The following is a 20,328-nucleotide window of genomic DNA, read 5'->3' on the forward strand; positions in this document are numbered from 1 at the left end:
ATGAATAATTTGGCACTTAGTAAGAAAAACGCTAGTGATGTAGTCACTCAGGATGTTGAACTGCTCGAAGTTGAAACTGATCCTAAAAGCTATTCTCGTCTTGGTTGGGGAATAGTGATTTTTGGTGTGCTTGGATTCTTTTTGTGGGCATCATTCGCTCCGCTCGACCGTGGTGTACCTTTGAGTGGTGCCGTGACAGTTTCCTCCAATCGTAAAGTGGTACAACATCAAATTGGTGGTACGATCGACGAAATTTTGGTTAAAGATGGCGAAGTGGTAAAGCAAGGCCAAGTACTTGTGCGCATGAACAATACGCAAGTCAAATCCAATGCAGAAATCACGCGTACACAATATTTCAGCGCAAAAGCAACCGAGGCTCGATTGTTAGCGGAGCGAGATGGCACAAAAACAATCAATTTTCCAGCTTTCTTGCAAAACGAAAAAAAGGACCCGCGAGTTGAAAATAATTTGTTAGTTCAGCAGCAATTATTCGCCAATCGTCGTGGCGCTTTGGAAATTGAATTAAATGCGTTCGAAGAGAACATTCTTGGCTTACGCTCACAAGCAAAAGGTCTTGAAGAATCAATGGTGAATAAAAAGCAGCAACAAGCTATCGTCAAGGAACAACTAGATGGCATGCGCGAATTATCTAAAGATGGTTACATCGCACGTAATCGTTTGTTGGAAGTCGAGCGTACATATGCACAAATCACAGGATCTATTTCTGAAGATTTAGGAAATATGGGGCGACTAAGTCGTCAGATTTCAGAAACCACTCTGAGAAAGCAACAGCGAATCCAAGAGTATCAGAAAGATGTGCGGATGCAATTGAATGATATTCAGAGGGAAGCAGAGGCGTTGCAAAATCGCTTGCGCGCTTTAGATTTTGATTTAAATAATGTAGAAGTGCGTGCTCCAGTTTCTGGTATTGTAGTTGGATTGAACGTGTTCACAAATGGTGCCGTCATTCCCGCTGGGGCTAAGTTAATGGAGTTAGTTCCATCCGGTGATGCGCTGATTGTAGAAGGTCATTTACCTGTACATTTAATCGATAAAGTTCATCCCGGCTTGAAGGTAGAATTAATTTTTACTGCGTTTAATGTGAATAAGACACCACATATCCCTGGTGTGGTTACGCAGGTATCCGCTGATCGCTCGATTGACGAGCATACTGGACAGCCTTACTATAAATTGAAAGCGGCCGTTGCTCCAGAAGGCTTGAAAATGATTTCTAAATTAGAAATTCGCCCTGGTATGCCAGTCGAACTTTTTGTGAAGACAGGCGAGCGCACGATGATGAATTATCTGCTTAAACCTGTGATTGATCGTGCTGGTTCTGCTTTGTCAGAGGAGTAAAACGATGCGTGTAAATTCTGTGCGTAAATCCGTTGTGGCAGTTGGTTGTGCTTTATTGCTGTTGCAAACGCAGGCGGCATCAGCAATTGGATTGCTACAAGCATATCAAGCAGCCTTGCAAAAAGATCCGACTTATTTGGGTGCCAAAGCAGAGCGCGTTGCAGGTAAAGAATACGAGGCAATAGGCCGTTCAGGCTTGTTGCCCTCGTTGCAGTACAGTTACTCCACCAGTAAAAATAAAGGTGAAACGATCACCGCGCCAAATATCTTGAATCCGAGTGGAATTACCGACCAAGATTACGCAAGTACGACACGAAATGTGAGTTTACGCCAAACGCTGTTTAATTTGGATGCTTATGCTCGATTTCAGCAAGGGGTGATTCAAACGCAATTGAGCGAGACACAATTTTCCGCACAATCGCAAGAATTGATTGTGCGTTTGGTCTCAGCGTATGTGGATGCGAAATTTGCAGAGGATCAAGTTCGTTTGTATACCGCCCAACGTGATACGTATCAAGAACAACGAAAGGTGAATGATAAGCTCTTTAAAAAGGGTGAGGGTACGCGAACAGATATGCTGGAAACACAGGCAAAGTTAGACGTGTCTGAAGCAATGTTAATGGAGGCTCGTGATAATTTCCAAAACACGAAGAATGCCTTGGAAAGCATCGTCGGACAAGAAGTGTTGGAACTTGATTCACTGCGGTCAGATTTTCGTTTGCACCCTCTGAACGAAAATAGCTTGGACGCTTGGCGTCAGATTGCCAACAAAAATAATCCTGAGATTGTGGCGGGACGATATGCGGTAGAAATCGCTGAGAAAGAGATCGATAAAAGTCGTGCTGCCCACGCACCACGGCTTGATTTAAACGCCTCTTACAACCGCGGTTTGTCGGAAACGATTACTACGCAAAAGCAAGATAATAATATTCGTAGCGTTGGCGTTCAATTGGTGATACCAATCTACTCGGGTGGTTATGCCAGTTCTGTGTCTAAGCAAAGTGTAGCGCGTCGTGATAAGGCTCGCGCTGAGCTCGATGCATCAGTCTCTAAAGTGCACAATGAACTTACTAAGCAATTTAATGCAATAAAGAGTAGTGCTGCAAAAATAGAGGCCTTACAAAAATCGGTTCAGTCCAGTGAATTATTGGTGGACGCAACCAAGCAAAGTATTAAAGGTGGTGTGCGTATTAATTTAGATCTTTTAAATGCGCAACAACAGTTAGTCTCAACAAAACGTGATTTAGCTCAGGCACGTTACACATACTTATTAAGCTTTCTTCGTTTGAAAGCTGCAGCTGGTGTTCTCGATATCGCTGACTTACAAATTATTGCAGGTTATTTCGGTGGTAACAAATGATGTGTTTTCGTCTGTAAGTAGGAAATCTTTTGAGCTGATAACAGACACTAGTAAGTAAAAAAATACATCCCCTAAAAAGCTTAGTTCATTACTGTGAACTAAGCTTTCTTGTTTTTTCGAGCGCCTCACTACCCCATAGCCATTAATTCTTCTTCCTCGCTGTGTTTACTATGGACTACCTGCAATAAAGTGAGATTGATCCTGTCGAAATAAACTGCATAGAAATTGACATATGCGTTCTATGAATACGCAAAATCGATAGGATGCGGTCTGCCTAATTCAATAAATTGTGTGTTTCGAATCATTGATAAAGTTGTAGTAAATCTTGTATAGAGAAATTTTTTCCGGTAGAGTCAATTTATTCCGTGTTAATCATTTCTTGACGAACCATGCACCTAAAAAATTCAATTTTACGGCTTCAGCCTGGCATCCATATTCTTCGTCATCCTAAGGGCGGTCCAGCGTTCACTGTATCGCGAGCACCTGGCGACGCAACATGCACTGGTCAGCTAGAAATATTAAGTACAGAGAAAACCCAAGGTGTGATATTGCGTGACGGTGCTGATTGTATCGTTCTGTTAGTCAAGCACGCACCAGTGGAAATGTTGATTACCGCCTATCTGGCATCCGCCGACGACATCCCGCCGACCATCCGCTTAGATACCGTTAGTTTAGACTCTGAGAGTAGACTACCAGTGCCTGATACGACGGGTGCAAAAACTGGAGCATTTAGAATAAATGAATTAGGTGTCAGTTTGATTGGCCATGTTGAAAATATGGGAGATATCGCCGTCAGCGATGGCGCTTTATTAGGAGACCCAAGCAAGCAGTTCAGATTAGAGGGATTTCAAGTAGTATGGCCAGACAAGCCGCCAGGTGTCGATATCAGTTACTTTGTATCGGTCGAGGGATCTGGAGAACTACCAAGTGTCACTGTTGGCAATTTCTGCGGCACGCGCGGTGAGGCTAGAAGAATCACCGAAGTAACATTTTCTTTAGTTGGTGTTGATGCGGCCAAGTTTGAATTAGCCGGCACTGCACATTTCTCTGGTGGGTTTCAAACACCAATTTCTTCAGGACTAACCTTAAGTGGTCCAAGTGGTTTTGAACATCTGACATGCTTAAGCTTGAAAGCCTTACCCTCAAGTAAAAAAACTAAAGTAACGAATGCTTGGTTGGATTCACCGAAGACTAAGACTTTTAAGGCTGGTGGGAAAGGTAAAGTGACTTCGAAAAGTCCAAAATCTTGATTTCCCATCTGGTCGCGAGGCAGGCATTTGTTGGACTGAAGGATATGGAAAATATATCAAGTTAAATTTAATTTTCTTCGATTTAAGATATTTTACGTTCTTGTAGTTGCATAACTTAATGTTAATTAAATTAAAATTAGTTATTTTTAACTTTGACGGTTGTAGATTATATAAACAATTCGTTTCTTACCTTATAAGTTATCCAAATCATGAAGAAAACAGAATCAAGTGTATCCTCGAAAAAACGTCCGTCGTCAAAATTTGTTAGTGCAACTACTGATAGTCATGAAGACTTGAACCCTCCCGACAGCACTGCTGCTGAAAAATCAAATGAATATCGGATAGTTAGAGCAATCACCAAAGAAGACAAAGAGGGTATTTTCGGTTTTATCGATTCGGTTGATGAGCAAGGAATTCGGGCATGGGCAATAAATCTTGATGATATCTCAGAGCCAATCACTTTAAATATACAATTGAATGACCTCGTAATTGGATGTGCATTTGCCAATTTGCATCGCGCAGATATTAGCGAAATAGTTGGACAAAAGGTCTATTGTGGAGTGCAGGTTTTGTGGAAAAGAATGTCTATTCCTCAAGAACATGAGCATCTTCAAGATCATGCCGAAGTTAAATTGCACTTGGTTCTAGATGGCTCGAATTTAGCATTAGCTCCGGTCATGATCTCCTTTGATAAGTTATCGAGTTGGTTTAGAGCAAGTGTTGTAAAGAAAAACGAAAAAAAATCTATTTCACCGACACAGTGCAAATCAAGTTTTGACGTGTCTTGCAATACAGATTTAGCACAAGATTTAAATAATGATGTCAAACTCATTGCGTATTACTTGCCTCAATTTCATCCTATTATTGAAAACGATGAATGGTGGGGAGCTGGCTTTACCGAGTGGACCAATGTAACCCGAGCGATTCCTTATTTTAAAGATCATTATCAACCACATATTCCTAGTGAGCTAGGCTATTACGATCTTCGATTGCCAGAAGTAAGAGAAGCCCAAGCCAAATTAGCGAAGGAGCATGGGATCTATGGTTTTTGTTACTACTATTATTGGTTTGAGGGGCGCAGATTATTAGAGCGTCCATTACAAGAAGTGTTCGATTCTGGCAAACCAGATTTTCCATTTTGTATCTGCTGGGCAAATGAAAATTGGTCACGGCGTTGGGATGGTTCTGAAAACGAAATTCTAGTACAGCAAGTACACAACGAACAAACTGACGAAGAATTTATTCGCGATGTAATTCCACTATTTAAAGACCCTCGGTATATTCGATTAAATGGGGCTCCCATCCTGATCATTTATCGGCTGTCATTGATGCCAAATCCTGCAAAAACAGCAGAAATATGGCGAGAGATTTGTGCTGCTAATGGCATCCCCAAAATTCATCTTTGCATGGCAGAGACATTTAATCTAACAGAACCTCGCCAATATGGATTTAATTCTTCTGTTCAGTTCCCACCACATAATTTGGTAGCAGGGTTAGAAAACGACAAAATTGATGGCTTAGCTGAGAGCTACACTGGCAATATTTACGACTTTGAGAATGTTGTTGAGGAACAATTGGGAAGAGGTATTCCTTTATATCAACAGTTTCCGGGAGTGATGACTGCTTGGGATAATACTGCACGTAAGAAGAAAGCCGGAAATGTTTTTATTAATGCGACTCCTGATTCTTACGAGACTTGGCTTCGCGGTGCGATTGATCGAGCTAGGCAATCCTTGCCGAAAGGTGAGCAATTAGTATTTATTAATGCTTGGAACGAATGGGCAGAAGGAACACATCTGGAGCCTGACCAAAAAAATGGGCGAGCCTACCTAGAGTCAACAAGACGTGCACTTAAAGGAACATCTAATTGGCACCTCTTGCTGAATTACGCTGATCAGCTCTCTGAACTGACTGGAGAAACTAAAAAGAATTTCATTGCTGATTTACGCTTCTCGTTGGAGCGCTTAACCAAAGTAAATCAACATCTACTCGGTGTGATGGGTAACTATGGTATTCCAAAGTTCTGGACAAACATGAAGAAAGGCTTACCTTATGCTTGGAATGGCTTAAGGTTCTATGAAGGTGGTGCTTCTGATTTGTTCAATCTGAATCACTATTCAAAATTTCATGGACAAAAAGTTGTTGTTGATTCACTTCAAAAACTAATGCTTGATGGCTGGGCTTATCACAGTCCACAACAAAAATTAGCTGCTGATACGCCAACTTATATTGTGTTGCAGAATATTGCGTTGGACGAGAGTTATTTTGCACCGATTGTTCATCGTTATGAACGTGCCGATGTTGCTGAATATAATCAAAATCCCAATATGCTTTTTTCAGGAATAAAAGCGATGGTGGATATATCGTCAGTGCCGCCTGGCACATACGAATTGATTGTTGCATGTCAGATCGAGAAGCGTGTAGTTATGACACCATTTAAAGTGGAGATTGAAATTGTCTAAGCTTCTTTTTGGTGACCTAGTTTCTGTTGTTATACCTGCCTACAATCATGCCTCATTTATCAGGGCGGCACTTGATTCTGTTTATGTGCAGACATATCCCAATATTGAATTGATCTTATTGGACGACTGTTCAAAAGATCGCACTTTGGAAATCGCAAAAGAGTGGGCTGAAGAAAAAAAAGCAAACGAACGTTTTGTGCGAGTCATCATCGAAGCAAATCAAGTCAATCTCGGTGCTCATAACACAATTAATAAGGGATTGGCACTCGCTCAGGGGAATGCTCTAACAGTGCTCAATTCTGACGATCTGTATGCTCCTACACGCCTAGAAATCTTACTGCAGCAAGCAGAAAAGCATCAAGCTGATTGGCTTTTTACGGGTATCCGTGTCGTTGATGAAAAGGGGGCTCGAATGTATTCAGAGCTCGCTATTGGTATTGAGACGTCAATCGATTATGCGGCCAACTTTCCCTCAGTTGGATTTGCTTTGCTTAAAAAAAATATTGCTGTAACTACAGGAAATCTCTTTTTTAGTCGCGAACTTTATGACAAGGTGGGGCCCTTCAAGAAATTAAAATATTGCCATGACTGGGATTTTGCATTGCAAGCATGTTTGTTTAGTGCCCCTCTACTGGTCGAAGAACCTCTTTATCAATATCGAATTCACGGGGCAAATTCATTTGCTGCACTTCAAGTAGAGCAATATTTAGAGAGCCAAATTGTCTATAAAAATTATTTTTCGAAGTGTCAGACGAGTATGTGTATCAATCTTAATGCTCCCTCCTCTTTGAATTGGCCTATGTTTTTTGATAAATGGATAGCAGCAGATTCAGTTCTAAGCTGGGTATTTTATTTAGTTGGGGCAGAAGTTGTGAGATATGATCGTATGACTCAATTAATGAATCAAGCCAAAGATGTGTCGTGACCACATAGAGTATTTTATATTTTAAAACTTAAATTTATGAAAGAGTAATTCCATTAAACAAGTATAAAAAAATTGGAAATAATTTAGATATAAATACTTAAACGGATAAAGAAAATATGCAAATGTTTATTGTTGTGGGTATGCCGCGTACTGGCTCGACTCTTTTACAAACGACCCTGGCGCAACACCCCCAAATTAAAATGTATGGCGAATTGTTTCACAGAGTAAAAGTCGAGCGTGAAGGACCTCATGCGATTAATGAAGATGGATCTAAAATATTTTTTGACGAAGAAAATGACGATGCAATTGATTTTCTTCGAAAAAATGTATGGAACGAAAAAAACAGTGAATACGGTGCCGTTGGCTTTAAGCTCTTTGGTGAGCGCGTCGATTGCATTGGAACCGAGAAGTTATTCTTGCGTTTAAGAGAAGCTTTTCCATCGCTCAAGTTTATTCATATAGAACGTAGCGACCTTTTGGCATGCTGGGTGTCACGAGAGGCCGCGAAAAAAACTGGGCAATGGGTGGATGCTTCAACGAAAGACAGTGCAGGAGACAAAAAAAACGTAAATGATTTGCGGGTTACGGCCAATCCAATTGCTCTTGAGTCTTTTTTTCAAAGCTATATTGAAGTTAATAGTTTCCTTCGAAGTGACTTCTTCCCCAAGGCAAACTATTTACATGTTGATTATGAGCAGCTTTCCAGTGAATTTGAAACTGTATCAATGTCAGTATTTGATTTTTTAGGGCTACCGCAGATCAGTGTGCAGCCTGCTACTCGCAAACAAAGACAATTGAGCGCGGAAGAACAAATTCAAAACATCGAAGATGTGCGTCGATATTTTGCTTTATCTAAGTATGCTTTTTTGGTATCAGACTCTCGCTCAAAAAATAATCAATTAACTTACAGTGGGCTTCATGACGCAGCCCAAAAGTTATCTACTGATGATTGGATTGAATATGTTGGACAATCTACTGAGAGAGAAATGACATTGGCAGGCGTGGCTATGCCAACAGCACCACCAGCAGAGAAACAGGCAATTTTTCATGGTAACTCTGGCGCCAGCGCCATTCAATCTGCTGCGCCTGTTTATAAGTATGTATTAGATATTTGTCGCCAACAAAATATAAGTTCGATTAAATCATTATTAGACTTTGGTTGCGGTTGGGGGCGTTTTACCCGCTTATTCGTTCGCGATGTAGAAGAAGCGGGTCTTATTGGCATCGATCCTTGGGCGGAAGCATTGCAAATGTGTCGTGAACATATGCCCTATGCTGCTTTTGTTCGATCACAATTCAATCCACCATTAGCTTTTAGAGATGGTTTTTTTGATGTGGTATTTGCAAATTCGATTTTTTCACACCTTTCAGAATCTAGTGCTCTTGCCTGGATCGAAGAGATTGCTCGAGTCTTACGCCCAGGCGGTTTATTAATTGCAACTACGCATTCAAAACACTGGTTAACTGCAGTAAAAGAGTTTCAAAGCGGTGAACGAGTTTGTCAATCTGATTGGCATCAAGCTTTCAAGAATTCTAAAGTTGATATTGCAAATGCGATTGATATTCACAAAAATGGAGAATTTGTTTTTATCCCTACGGGAAACGGGCAAGATAATCGCGATTACGGTGATAGTTTTGTTCCTGTTGAATATGTAAGAAAAAACTGGGGACAATTTCTAGAGTTTGTAGAGTTTGTAGATGATCCTGTTCGTTTTCCTCAGGCAACTTTTACATTGCGCAAAACAACCGCATAATCGTAAATTACTTATAAAAAAGAAGTCTAACTGCACGGATTTATTTAATTTTCAAACCGTAAATTAAATAGAACTTTACTATTGGTTAGAAATCATGTTTTTAACATGATTGCATCATCTAGCATGTTACTTTCGGAGATTGTAACAATTATTCATGTAATACAGTCTGTATTTTAATTGCCTACTTACATTAACTTGATAAATAGCATCTGTTTTAGTCTTAACTTAAGGTTGAGTAGTAGGCTTCTTTGAAAATAAAGCATTATTCAGGGAGTATATTTTGAAATTGCATGTAAAAAATATAGTTGATTGTAAGATAAAGTTACTTTGTAGCCTATAAAAAGATAGCAAATAATGGTCATTAAAAACGCCAACTCATTTCTTCATCCAACGGAACAGCAAAGCGACATGGATGTCGTAAAACTATTCCAAAGAAAAATCCAATTTTTCTTTGACGAGCAATGGTATCTAAAACGTTATCCTTTGGTGAAATTAGCCATTGCTCAGAATGAATTTATCAATGCTTGGCAGCATTATTTGTCTATTGGATTAAAAGAAAACTATAGTCCGGGCCCTTTTTTTGACGCGCCATTTTATTTGTCGAAGGTGCCTCAGGCCACTAGCCCAAATTCTTTGGGTGCGATGGCACATTATTTACAGATTGGAGATGACAAAGGCATTTCGCCACATTGGTTGTTTGATACCGACTTTTATTTGCAAAATAATAGCGATGTCAAAGAGTTGTCATCGCAGGGGCAAATTGATTCCATTTACCTACATTATCTTTCAACCGTTCGGAAAGAACGTCACCGACCGCATCCCTTGTTTTCCGGTAGTTTCTATGAGTCACAAATCAAGAATGAGCGGGTACAAAATTCATTCCAGCATTTTCTTGAAAAAGGCCAATTTGATTGTGTGAATCCATCCACTTTGTTTGATTCGGAGTGGTACTTAACTATGTACCCCGAGATTTCGAGCATGGTGGGGCGAGGGAAAAAAGTTGGGAGTGTCATTGAGCATTTTCTACGCTATGGCATCAATGAAAATAAGTCGCCATTACCAGATTTTGACATCGATTTTTATTTAAAAAATTATAAAGATATTAGTGACGCTTATTCCGCTGGGACAATCAAGCCAATCCATCATTGGCTATTTATTGGCGCGAAAGAAAATCGTAACCCCAATAGATACTTTAATTCAGTCTATTATCTAGAAAAAAACCCTGAAGTAGTAAAGGAAATCATTGCATACAATATGCAATCACCGTTCGAGCATTTTTTATGGATGGGACGAAAACGTGGCTTAAAAGCCAATCCTTCTCTAGTCGACCTTTATGTAGAAGAAGATGCAGGGAAAATTATTTTTGCCCGTAAGGCAGAAGTCGTTGCAGACAATATTATTTCCTCGGGTGGTCTTACGCTTAATACCTCCGCTGAACCGCAAATTACCTTTGTTATTCCCGTTTTTAATGAGATAAATTTTACGCTTCAGTTATTGGCGGAATTAGACGCCAAGGTGAAGTTACCCTATGAGGTTGTTGTTGTTGACGACGCATCAACCGATATGACAAGCTCAATAGAGCAATTAGTGTCGGGAATTAAAGTCATTCATTTGGAGCAGAACGTGGGTTTCCCGTCCGCCTGCAATATTGGCTGGAAAATGGCAACCGCACCAGCTGTCGCATTTCTTAATAACGATATTGAAATCGGGTACGGCGCGGCTCAATACGCGCTTGACACACTTCATTCAGAAGAAAACGTCGGGGCTGTTGGTGGTCGCATAATTCGAACTCATGGCAAGTTACAAGAAGCTGGATGCATTGTATGGAACGATGGTTCAGTTCTTGGGTATGGTAGAGATAAGTCACCAGTTGACCCTGAGTTCACCAGAAGAAAAGATGTGGATTATTGCTCGGCTTGCTTCTTGGTAGTGAAGAAGACCGTTTTAGACTTGTTAAATGGGTTTGACGAGACCTTCGCACCTGGTTATTACGAAGAAACTGATCTATGTGCCAGAATTTGGGAAAACAGTTATCGCGTTATTTACGATCCTAGAATCTATATTCATCACTTTGAGTACGCCTCGTTTTCTAAGGCGCGGCCTCCAACAGTTTCTGCCGCTCTTATTGGCAAACATAAAAAAGAATTTGTTCGTAAACAGCGCTTTTTTATTGAGAGGCAAGAGGCGCCAGCAATACACTATTCATTCCGTGCATCGGATAGACAAAACAAAAACAAGCAATGGATTTTACTGATCGAGGATCTTATTCCTATACCTCGGCTCGGCTCTGGTTTCGGCAGAACTAATCAGGTTGTTCAATCCTTATTGCAACTTGGTTTTGCCGTCACCATCTATATTCAAAGTAAGCGCGAAACTGCACAAAAAAGCGAAATAATGCAGTATTTGTATGGTGTTGAATTAATCTACGCTGATGATAATCACGAGGACGATTTAAATACATTTATTCAAAATCGTTATTCTAACTTTCATGCAATCTGGGTCTGTAGAACACATACTATTGCAAAAATAAGGCTTTCATTGCAGAACCTTTTAACAAAAAAGGATAGACCTAGTTTAATTTTGGATACCGAGGCAATCGCTAGTAATAGGGGCTATTCTTTAAGCAGTATTCTTGGATCTTCAGGATGGTCTAAAGCGCATTTTTATAAAGAAGTGCGTGACGAACTGGCTGGTGCCGAGTTATTTGACGAAGTAATTTTAGTCAATGAGGCGGAAAAACAGTTGGTGGATGAGGTTCTTCAATTAAAGAAAACCAGTGTATTGCGTCTCAGTTTAGAAAACCAAGTTGAGACTGTAAGTAGTAAGGCCGCCTGGAAAAAACGAGCAGGTTTTCTTTTTGTGGGTGCAGTTTTCGATGCAAGCACACCCAATTACGATAGCCTTCTTTGGTTCACAAAGTCTGTCTGGCCGCTTATTCTGAAAGAAATTCCGACTGCAACATTAAATATTGTTGGTCATTGGGACAGTAAACTTAAGAAAAAAGCGGAAGACTTTAGTGAGCAAGCCGGAATTATTTTTTCTGGTGCAATCGCAAACCTTAATGATGTTTATTCTCAGCATCGAGTATTTGTGGCACCGACTAGATTTAGCGCTGGCATTCCAGTGAAAGTACAAGAATCTGTAAGCCACGGATTACCAGCGGTGGTCACCCCGCTATTAGCTCAGCAATTATCTTGGAAAAATGGGGAAGGAATCTTATTTGATGATAATGGTGGCTGCTCGGAGTTTATCTTTGCTGCCGCCTGTATTCAACTATACAATAATTTTGACCTTTGGCGTTCAACTGCGGAACAAGGTTTAGCTGCGGTCGATAGAGATTGTTCGCCACAACATTTTCGTGATCGGATTGTAAAAACGATTTGCCGTTAACGCAGGTCCGATTGCTCAGAAAACTTGCACATGATGAGGATCAAAAGAGTAAGCATGCAAGTTTATAGATTTATGAATAGCATGCGATATCAACTATGCGTTGTTTAAGAATTTCGACAAATCGCATGGAGAGATTTGTGCTTTGAAGCCGCCGGTAATTGCGACGCTCCCAGTTATTACATTTTAAATGGGTAAGTTAAATGAAGTCAGATAATGAGATTTACCGAGAAATTGCAGGTGCTTGTGCGGCCAGTATCTGCTGGATGATCGATTCAATTGTTATTTTGGACGGTGAACTGAAAATCGAGGGATGGGCAATATTGTCTGAAGGGGCGTTCGATGATGTCGTGTTTGCCGTCAATGGTACGAAATTTTCAAGAATAAATTATCCGTTGCGTAGCCCAGACTTGGCCGAACATTTTTACTATTTCAATAATACAGAGAACGCTCGGTTCAGTTGTCAGATTGAAATTGAGAAAATACCGAATAGACAATATTATTGTTTGGAATTTATACAGAACAACAATCAGGCCAAGGCTGCAAGAACATCATGGTGGTACTCAACTCATCAGGTAGTACTTCCACGATTTGAAAGCGAAAGAATTGGTAGAGTAATTGGTTCCAATACCAATTTCAATTTCGAATTGGGGGGAGCTACTCTGTACAATAGAATTGAGTTGTACTTACAGAATAAATTTGCAATTAGGTATGCAGATCTGAGTGCAATTCTGGATTGGGGTTGCGGCGCGGGTCGCCTGCTGAGGCATTTTGATCAATTAAGCGGAACAGAAGTATACGGTGCAGATATTGATCACGATAATCTTGAATCATGTATTGAAGAATTTCCTTTTGCGAAGTTTTCTCTACTTCCACTTAGACCGCCAACTAATTTACCAGAGCAGTATTTTGATCTGATTATTGGGATATCTGTCTGCACCCATCTCTCCGAGGAAAATCAATTTCTTTGGCTTGAGGAGTTGAATCGGATCTCCAAGCCTGGCGCTTTAGTTCTGCTCTCTGTGCAAGGCGATGCTCAATCTGCTTTATACCGAGAAAGTGCATCTTTAATTCGAGAGAGGGATTCAAAGGGATTTGTTGTAAAAGGCGTTAATCCAGAGATAAACGGAATAATTGGTAAGTCTGATTATTATTTAGACGTCATTCAAACCCGTGAGAATATTTTGACCAACTGGAGACGCCATTTTGAAGTCATAGAATTTTTAGATGGTTTTGCAGCAAACCAAGATCTTGTCGTTTTAAGAAAACGAAATTAGTGAATATTTTTATGTTTAGCGAAGGGGCAAGAATGAGTACTTGCTGGAGCTGGATCGCTGTTTGGTTTCAAGTTGATTGAACATAAGCTATGTGATTGATGCAAATAACGCTTGTGTTGAGAATCTAGATCCGTCGCATGTTGATAATGAATTCCAATAAAAGACAATATCTGCGACTTTTTGCAAAATGAAAGAACTTGTAATGACCAAAATCAGTAAAAATGTTCAATGGCAGCATATTCAAGTTAGTCGTCAAGACCGAGAGAAGCAAAACGAACATCGTAGTTGCATCATCTGGCTTACAGGCTTATCTGGAGCGGGTAAGTCAACCTTAGCTCAAGCGCTGGATCTATATCTATTCGAGCAAGGAATGCGATCTTTTGTTTTAGATGGCGATAATGTTCGGCATGGGCTTTGTGGCGACTTAGGTTTTGCCAACGATGATAGGGTTGAGAATATCCGACGTGTAGGCGAAGTCGCCAAATTGTTTTTGGATGCTGGAGTGATTGTTATTGCGGCGTTTATTTCACCATTTAAGCAAGAACGGGATCGCGTGAGAGCTCTGGTCGCAGATCGAGATTTTATTGAGGTTTATTGTGAATGCCCTTTGACTGTGTGTGAACGGCGTGATGTTAAAGGTTTGTATAAGAAGGCAAGGTCTGGCGATATTGCTAATTTCACAGGTATTTCCTCTCCTTATGAGGTACCAGAAAGTCCGGAAATAATCGTCAATACACATGCGCAGGCAATTGATGAGTGTATTAATGATATTGTTGCTTATCTTTCCTTTGGTGGATATTTAGACAAAAATTTGTGACGTCGAGAGATATTTTTTAAATATAAAATATATTATTTGTTTAAATATTTTTTGGAGCTCGTTTATTTGAAAAATAATGTTGCATATCCCAAAATCCGACTTATAATACTTTCTCAAGTGTAAAATTATTTTTAGCATGAATGTCCAACATTCAAGGAGTCAAGCATGTACGATAAGGATGGAAGTGCCGTTCAAACAGCATTACAGCAAGCAAATCCTGTTGTTTTTAGCGAGTCAACAATCAATCAAATCTTGGCGTTAGCTACAAAAGACAATACTAAGGTTACTTTTGATGAGACGACTCCTGACGCGAGTGGTAATGTGACTGTAGGTTCTGGAACTGATGTTGTTTTAGTGAACTCTTCTAATACTTTCGCTACGACCGTTAAGCCGCCTGCAAATGCTCCTGTCGTAATCTTTCAAGGTAAAGGCGGCGTGGTTGCTTCGATTAATGATCCTGCCGCGACAGTCCCTTCTGCTGATCAGACGAAAGTTGATCGCATTGTGATTGGCTCAGCTGGTAACGATATAATCGCTATAGGTGATGCAAGAAATACCAAGATTATCTTGGGTACCGGCAATAGCACTGTAGGAACTGGCCTCGGTGTCGATACAGTTGAAGCTGGCTTAGGCAATAGCACAATTATTGGAGGTAGCGGTGATTATGCAGTTGTTAAGTTAGCCGGTAATGCATCAAACTACGTTGTAGCTGGGAATAATGGTCATGTAGTTATAACAGATATGACAACAAAAAAGACTACGGATATTTCAAAAATCCAGTATGTTCAGTTAGATAATGGTAATGCTTTAGTCTTTGCTAAGAATTCATTAGAGGGACAAATAGCTACTTTGTACCATACAATGTTTGGACGCTATGCCGACGCTGGTGGTTTGGATTACTGGTTTGATGCAGCTAAAGGTGGGGCGACATTAAAGCAGATTGCAGGGGCTTTCGCTGCATCGAGTGAATATGCGCCGTATGTCTCACAGACCAACGAACAATTTATTCAAAGCTTGTACAAAAATACGTTTAATCGTGCTGGTGAAGATGCAGGTGTGGCTTATTGGTTGGATCAATTGAGTCACGGGCAGACAAGGGTTGATGTTATTTCAAATTTTGCTACGATTGCCATACAGAATGTTATGCATGAGGCGCCAAATCAAGAGGCGCAAATTGTTGGTTCAGTGTCGATTGTTACCGGTATTGTTTAGTAAAATTTATGCATAACACAGAGGGGGCTTTTGCCCCCCTTTTTTTTGATCTGTGTGTTCCTTCGCTGCGTGCTGATGCAGCGCTTAACATGGCATTGCAGGCATTGGAGTGTGAGGACTTCGCCACTGCACTGATTTCCGCAGAATATGTTTGTCGTCGTTTCCCAGCGAGTAGTATCGCGGCAGTTCTGCGCGCTCAAATTCTGCAGCGCTGCCAACCTCAGATCGCTTCTAAAGCGTGGTACCACGCCTGGTGTATCGATCCGCAAGATTTTTTTCTACAAGATGCTTTACTTGATGCTTGGTTCAGTTCTGGTGCTAAGCAAAGTGTTCTTGAGTTGGCGCCTTTATTTTTACCAGCACGTTGTAAAAAGTACGGGGCGCAATACTTTTCTTTGGTCAATCATATAGCAGGTGAAGAAAAAGCGACTTTGGGTGTGTGTTGGAGAACCGACGTTGCGATAGCGGGTAGAGTTTTTGCCCCTCCAAAAGTGAATGGTGAATACCCAAAAGTTCGTTTGCTTATCTCAAATCAGGATCACCAATTTGCTTACGAGCTAACGGCAGATGGACAAGTTTTTACAATAGATTGTCCATATCCAAATTCAGTTTGGTCAGTTGCTTTTGTTCAGGTTGAGCAATCATCTGCTCCCCAAATGTTGTATGGGTCACCATTAAGTTTTTCTGCTATTGAGCACCGCATAGGATCGCCTAAATCGCAGGCACTTCGCGTTACACAAGACTTGACTTCGGATTCGGCTCGTAATCGTGTTTGCATTTTAATTCCGGTTTATCGTGGCTTCATGCAGGTGCAAGCTTGCTTAAATAGTGTGCTGCAAAGTTTGGATGATAATAAGGCGGAGATATCGGTCTTAGTGATCGACGACGCTAGTCCTGAGCCTGCTATTTCCAAATGGCTAGATGATTTAGCCGCACAAGCAAAAATTATCTTGCTAAGAAATACCTATAATCTTGGTTTTATCGAAACTGTAAATCGTGGGCTACGTCGCGCCGCAATGATGGATGCCGATGTGTTGTTACTTAACGCGGATACTTTGGTACATTCCAATTGGGTAGATAGGATGAGCCATGCGTTATATAGTGCCGCAGATATTGCTTCGGTCACACCATGGTCAAACAATGGCGAGATCAGTAGCTTTCCAAAAATTGCGGTAAATAGTCCGACACCTAATTTCCAGCAAATAATGCGTATTGATGGGCGTGTGGCGGCATTGCACGAGTCTGGTCAAATATCTGATGTAGAAGTTCCCGCTTGTTGTGGATTTGCGATGCTAATGCGGTCTGAAGTTATACGTCAAATTGGCCTGTTGGATGGATATGAATTGATAAGAGGTTATAGTGAGGAAGTTGATTGGTGTCTGCGAGCAAGTGCAAAAGGTTATCGCCATTTAGTCGCTACAAGTGTGTTTGTTGCTCACGCTGGAGGCGTGTCATTTGGTGCGGAGAAGATTTATAGAGTAGCTCAAAATCGTGCAGTCATTGCTTCTCGTTATCCCAGCTACTATCAGGCTTATCATCAATTTCTTAAAGAAGATCCACTGCAAGATGCACGTCATTTAATTCACAGCACATTATTAGAAGATGAATGTGATTGGCTGATGCGTATTGAATCAAATGACGTCGGCAAAATATCCAGTCTGCGTGCATTGCCAGCTCCAATACAAGGTTCTTATGAGCGAATTGCTGTTTGGGAAAACAGGATAGGATCTGTTTTTTCTCAGAAAATTTTGCAGTTGGCACGACTCCTAGCGACGCATGTTGTAACTTGTGCGGTTGAAGATCGCTTAGTTCACTTAAGGTTGTTGATTATTGGTGAGGTCAGTGAAGCCTTGTGGCACACCGGCGTTGTGGATGTATTGCCTTCAATTGGGTTTAAACAAAAGCCATTATTGAGCAATGTTGAAATACTTGGTTTCGCAGGGTGCAGGGAAGTTTTAATAGAGTCCGACCTGCAAGTTGCGTTAAATATCGACCAGGTACAAGTAAATGAGGATTTTGATCCTGCGATGTATTTAGATAATTGGAAAAAGCGCTGATGGAAAATTTCATTTCGCCTTGGTGTGGGGCTGTCGACGGCTTCCATAAAAATTTGTTATACGGATGGGCGTTGAATCGGCTTGATCCAAATTCTCGCGTGGTCTTAGAGATATGCCTGAATAGTGAGGTGATAGGTTGTGTGATTGCTGATGTTATGCGAAGTGACTTAGCTGCTATTTTCAGAGACCTTTCTTTTCCCGATACTGTTCAAGATCGCCCTCATGATCTTTGCCACGGATTTGTCGCCGACTTGGGCGCAGGCTATCAAGCAGCAGATGGCAGTTTATTTGCTCGAGTGGCGAATACCGACGTTATTCTCTCTGGTAAGATTGATTTGAGCGCACCAGAAAAACCTCCAATATCGCTAACAAGTAATGTGTTTTCAGATGGTGCTCTATGTTTATTGGGTTGGTGCATAGACTCCAGAGATACTATGGCACATAAGGAAGTAAAAGCATTTCTTGGGGAGCGACTCATTGCGCATGCTCTAGCCGATCTGTTGCATCCTGCTTTACGTTCATACGATGTTGGTTCACACGGGTTTGAATTAAATTTGCCGCTTGATTTGGCTGATGGACAAGTGCATAGCGTTCGAGTGACTGATGCACTTGGTAATGAATTAAATGGTAGTCCCGTATCTGTGTGTTGCTATGCTTCAGGTGGCAAGACGTTAGTTGACCCAGACCGCGAGCCAGTTATTGCGCAATTACTGGAATCTTACGAGCGCTATTTGCCGCGTAGTTTGGGAATGAGTTCTTATCGAGAGTGGTCGTCGTTATTTGAAGTGGCACCGACACAGGTTCCTACAAAGAAAAAATCGCTACCGAAACCACGTGTTGGGATTATTGTGTGTGCAGGAAGTTTTGAGAATGGCGTTCGTCAGTCAGCCGAATTTTCGCAGGCGTTGCAGGACACTCTACTTAGCTTAGAACAGCAAGATTTCAAACCACATATTTATTTGTCAAATGCCTTACAAATTTCACGTGCAGGAAAGCGCCAGCAACGAGCAACACAGTCGTTTGCAGAATTGTTGCAAAAGGCGCTGGATGATCAATGCGATGTGATTACTTGTGTTCGGCTTGGTGATACTTTGTTACCGCATGCGGTTAGTTGTGCGTTGGAAGGTTTTGTCAGCTCCGCTACGGAAATCGTTTATACCGACAGTGAGTTTGCCGGAGTACCTTGGTTTAAACCAGCTTGGAACCCTGAATATGCGCTATCGAGTGATTATCCTTTGGCGTTTATGCTGGTGCGTCGTGAAGTTCTTGAATCTTATTTGAAGAATAAATCGATGCCCTTGGATCACGCCGAGTTCTCGTGGGGAATGTTAGCGATGGTTTGGCCGCGCGGTGAACGCGCAATTGTGCATGTGCCACGTGTGTTGTATCAACTTAATTTTGCTATGAGTGAATCAGAAGCGGAAAGACGTACTGAAGCAGCTCAATTGGTCCTGCAAGAATTAGAGCCGGAATCTAGGCTATTGCCGCATAAGCCAAATACTGGTGAATTTGCCGCGCGTCGAATTTGTAGACATTTAAATCAGCAAGAACGTAATATCGCGGTGACTCTCATTATTCCAACGCGTGATCGAGTGAATTTATTGAGTCGTTGCATTAGCACATTGCAAGCACATACTGATTGGCCAAATCTGGAAATCATAGTTATTGATAACGATTCGGTTGAGGCGAAAACGAAAACCTATTTTCGGCGTATCGAAAACCAAGGTATAAAAATTCTCTCAATACCTGGTGTGTTTAATTTCGCCACTTTAAATAATCAAGCCGTTAACGTTGCTAAGGGTGAAGTTGTTGGCTTGATTAATAATGATATCGAGGCTTTGCATGATGGATGGCTTGACGAGATAATGAGTCATTTACTGCGACCGAATGTGGGGGCAGTTGGTGCCAAACTACTCTGGCCAAATGGGATGGTACAACACGGCGGCGTGCTGCTCGGCGTTGGAAATGTTGCCGCACATTTTGGTAATCGGCTTGCTGATCAAGATTGGGGCGACCATGGTCGTAACCAACTATTACAGCAGGTGAGCAGTGTGACAGCAGCGTGCTTGTTCCTGCGCAAGTGCGATTATTTTGCTGTGGGTGGCATGGATGGCGATGCGTTTCCTGTTGCTTTCAATGATGTTGATTTGTGTTTGAAATTGCGCCAACTGGGTAAGTCCATTCTCTGGACGCCTTACGCGCGCTTATTGCATGCGGAGTCCGCTAGTCGAGGGCATGAGGATACGCCACAAAAGAGAGCAAGGGCGGAACGTGAAATTGAGATATTTAGGCAACGATGGGGGGCATGTTTGCTGCGTGACCCAGCATATCATCCTAGCCTTAATCTTGATTCACATCGACATGCCTTCGCGGGATTAGCATTACCTCCTCGCGATCGAGCCCCGCGAGATGCACGCTTGTTTAAACATGAATAATTCGCTTATGCAAACTCACTTACAAAGTATCGAGCG

12 protein-coding genes are annotated in these 20,328 nt (G+C 41.4%); all 12 read left to right on the forward strand.

The window, feature by feature from the left end:
- The 12 genes from IE103_RS08395 to IE103_RS08450 all read left to right on the forward strand — a co-directional run bounded on the left by IE103_RS08395 (nucleotide 1) and on the right by IE103_RS08450 (nucleotide 20,292).
- Nucleotides 1-1,356, forward strand: coding sequence for an HlyD family type I secretion periplasmic adaptor subunit (locus IE103_RS08395; protein ID WP_189345651.1), 1,356 nt, complete (start codon nucleotides 1-3; stop codon nucleotides 1,354-1,356).
- 4 nt (nucleotides 1,357-1,360) lie between these two features.
- Entirely contained in the window at nucleotides 1,361-2,716 is a 1,356-nt protein-coding gene (locus tag IE103_RS08400) for a TolC family outer membrane protein (RefSeq protein ID WP_189345652.1), read from the forward strand.
- Between the two features lie 389 nt (nucleotides 2,717-3,105).
- Nucleotides 3,106-3,966 carry a hypothetical protein gene (locus IE103_RS08405; RefSeq protein WP_189345653.1) on the forward strand — a complete coding sequence of 287 codons (861 nt, stop codon included), beginning with the start codon at nucleotides 3,106-3,108 and terminating at the stop codon, nucleotides 3,964-3,966.
- Nucleotides 3,967-4,175: 209 nt separating this feature from the next.
- Nucleotides 4,176-6,428: a glycosyltransferase WbsX family protein gene (locus IE103_RS08410; protein WP_229827173.1), complete on the forward strand. Its 2,253-nt coding sequence runs from the start codon at nucleotides 4,176-4,178 to the stop codon at nucleotides 6,426-6,428.
- Nucleotides 6,421-7,353 (forward strand): glycosyltransferase family 2 protein, encoded by a 933-nt coding sequence (locus tag IE103_RS08415; protein WP_189345654.1) that lies wholly within the window; start codon nucleotides 6,421-6,423, stop codon nucleotides 7,351-7,353. The genes IE103_RS08410 and IE103_RS08415 overlap by 8 nt, the downstream gene beginning before the upstream one ends.
- Nucleotides 7,354-7,469: 116 nt before the next feature.
- Nucleotides 7,470-9,107, forward strand: a complete 1,638-nt coding sequence (locus IE103_RS08420) for a Stf0 family sulfotransferase (protein ID WP_189345655.1) — start codon at nucleotides 7,470-7,472, stop codon at nucleotides 9,105-9,107.
- 354 nt (nucleotides 9,108-9,461) lie between these two features.
- Entirely contained in the window at nucleotides 9,462-12,497 is a 3,036-nt protein-coding gene (locus IE103_RS08425; protein WP_189345656.1) for a glycosyltransferase, read from the forward strand.
- A 200-nt stretch (nucleotides 12,498-12,697) separates the two neighbouring features.
- Complete coding sequence (locus IE103_RS08430) at nucleotides 12,698-13,771, forward strand: class I SAM-dependent methyltransferase (protein ID WP_189345657.1); 1,074 nt, start codon at nucleotides 12,698-12,700, stop codon at nucleotides 13,769-13,771.
- Nucleotides 13,772-13,973: 202 nt separating this feature from the next.
- A complete protein-coding gene (gene cysC / locus IE103_RS08435; protein WP_189345658.1) occupies nucleotides 13,974-14,588 on the forward strand; it encodes an adenylyl-sulfate kinase in 615 nt (204 codons plus the stop codon).
- Between the two features lie 165 nt (nucleotides 14,589-14,753).
- Complete coding sequence (locus IE103_RS08440; protein ID WP_189345659.1) at nucleotides 14,754-15,800, forward strand: DUF4214 domain-containing protein; 1,047 nt, start codon at nucleotides 14,754-14,756, stop codon at nucleotides 15,798-15,800.
- A 338-nt stretch (nucleotides 15,801-16,138) separates the two neighbouring features.
- Entirely contained in the window at nucleotides 16,139-17,857 is a 1,719-nt protein-coding gene (locus IE103_RS08445) for a glycosyltransferase family 2 protein (RefSeq protein ID WP_189345660.1), read from the forward strand.
- A complete protein-coding gene (locus IE103_RS08450; protein WP_189345661.1) occupies nucleotides 17,857-20,292 on the forward strand; it encodes a glycosyltransferase family 2 protein in 2,436 nt (811 codons plus the stop codon). The genes IE103_RS08445 and IE103_RS08450 overlap by 1 nt, the downstream gene beginning before the upstream one ends.
- The last annotated feature ends 36 nt before the right edge of the window (nucleotides 20,293-20,328 follow it).

This window comes from Affinundibacterium macrobrachii (assembly GCF_014652415.1).
GTDB lineage: Bacteria > Pseudomonadota > Gammaproteobacteria > Burkholderiales > Burkholderiaceae_D > Undibacterium > Undibacterium macrobrachii.